The 1944-nt window shown below is 40.3% G+C and carries 2 protein-coding genes; both read right to left on the bottom strand.

The window, feature by feature from the left end; all coding sequences use genetic code 11:
* Window positions 1-543 precede the first annotated feature (543 nt).
* Window positions 544-1107, bottom strand: a complete 564-nt coding sequence (locus tag O9295_RS14440) for a DUF4334 domain-containing protein (RefSeq protein ID WP_288033475.1) — start codon at window positions 1105-1107, stop codon at window positions 544-546.
* 78 nt (window positions 1108-1185) lie between these two features.
* Window positions 1186-1629, bottom strand: a complete 444-nt coding sequence (locus tag O9295_RS14435) for a site-specific integrase (RefSeq protein WP_288033474.1) — start codon at window positions 1627-1629, stop codon at window positions 1186-1188.
* Between the last annotated feature and the right edge of the window lie 315 nt (window positions 1630-1944).

Raw genomic sequence — 1944 nt, 5'->3', positions numbered from 1 at the left:
AATATCCCAGCCAGACAGTCGCTCTGTAGAAGAATCAGACAAGCCATAAATGGTACATTATCAAAGCGCAAGTCCCCAGCGAGAAACCAACAACGATGACACCCCCCAAGAAACCCCCGAATCGGAGCAGTAAAGATTTGCTTACCACAGAAAGGTAACTTAGGCGAAAAAGTTTACAAATATTTAATATTTTCTCTCTTTTTGTCAAATTGGGACATGAAATTCCTTATTTGTTAAATCTAGTCGATGGTGAAATTAGAAGAATGTTCAAACGCCACAAACTCTTAAGTGATATTGCACTCAAAATGAATCAAACCTCTGACTCTATTTATCAAGAAGAATGGGATGAACAGGCATTTCGTCCACAGCAAGTGTAGAATTTATTATTCTAAATGCTTAATTGGTTGGTGAGTTAATTTTTTTAACTTCTCAGCCACTTCAACCCGATGACAACGATGATAAGTTCATAATTACCTCCTGTTCCTCTGTACTTGAATTATCCCTCAACTCTAAATTCTTGCACCAGAGCGTTTAAATCGAACCTCAAGAATTAAGAGGTCTTTGACATCGCTTGAGAACAAAAAAGAAAGGTTGGGGAGAGTTTTTAAAATCCATAATTCCCAGCACGTTATTATCATCTACTTTCCGAAAAGAGTCATTGATGGGCAAATAATCATAAATCATCGTGGCGCTGACTTTGCCCCGATATTCCATCATTCGCAGTCTAGCCTGACTTGTCTCTGTTTTCAGCAAGGAGTTGGTCAGCATCAGTAAAGGTTTCAGAGAATTATTTTTGAGTATCGGCAACTTCAAAATCCAGTTCATGGCCGTGGGATTGGGTGCCACCTTAAAAATTTTTCCCTGACCATCTAAAAATAACAGGGGGTGGACATTCTCAGTATCGACAAATTCTTTACCATACCAATTAGATGCTTCTAATAAACCATCCATTGGGTGATTGGTCTGAAGTCCAGAACCTTGCCAACGACCGAGCATAAAGTCTAAACTCACGGGGTCGAGAGCGTCAAACAATTGTAAAGCTCTTTCTGTCGTCGTTTTACCAGCTTTAAGAATCGACTGGCAGCTTTCTAATTCTAATGTTTCCATTGTTTCACTCTTGTTGTGTCCTGACAGTAGCAGTATAGCTTCTCAGCCACAGGGTGGGGGATTGCCACTTGGTTAAGATTACCAAACATCCGACATATCTTCAGTCAATGGGTCATCGTATCGCCTTAAAGTTTCCAGCCATTCACTCATTTCTTCCTTGATGGTTTCTTTAAGTTCTTGGAAATCATCTTTATCTATTAGGCCTTTTTCAAGTAAGAAAGTGTAGAACTTTTTCAGACTACCTGCATTAGCTTTGATGCTTGATTGACTGGCCCACAGTGCCTTTTTGATAAACCAATAACCCAAAAATTCACTGACCATATCTACCCCGTCTTTGGCTTCTACGGCATCTTCATAGAGTAAATATTCGTTGATATAAAAATCTATATTTGAAACATGATTATTAATGGTTTTTTCGGACAGGCCTGATGATTCTAGCCAACTCTCAAAATCCGTTAGTAATTCATGATTGACTTTTCTTATCTTTTGACAGTCAGCCTCGTATTTCTGGGAATCATCCATCTCAAATTTCTCTCCTCTAAATCGCTGCTCGATGGTCAATAGGGTAATGAATCAAGTCTTTTTTTCCAAGCGCCTAAAGCCGCCATTTCATCCTCAGGGTCAACGTCGGCCAACCGCCTGAATCGCCTTTCTCTTTTCTGCTAAATAGCTCCAACGATGTTAGACTCAATTTGCTCATTGACATCCTCACCGCCGTAAACGGACGGTGATTCCCAAACCTCACGATTTAGGTTTCTGCTTCTTTCCCTTGCGGGGTTCCGCACCTGCCTTAACAGATTTACTCTGTTCTGGTCTTATGGTCGCTCTACAGACTGA

This window comes from Microcystis sp. LE18-22.4A, from assembly GCF_027531105.1.
Lineage (GTDB): Bacteria > Cyanobacteriota > Cyanobacteriia > Cyanobacteriales > Microcystaceae > Microcystis > Microcystis aeruginosa.
Note: the sequence above shows the minus strand (reverse complement) of the source record. Positions and strands in the feature narration are given on the sequence as shown.

Excerpts from the sequence above, each read along its gene's own strand:
- O9295_RS14440 (WP_288033475.1), bottom strand. The coding sequence starts at position 1,107 with ATGGAAACATTAGAATTAGAAAGCTGCCAGTCGATTCTTAAAGCTGGT.
- O9295_RS14435 (WP_288033474.1), bottom strand. The coding sequence starts at position 1,629 with ATGGATGATTCCCAGAAATACGAGGCTGACTGTCAAAAGATAAGAAAA.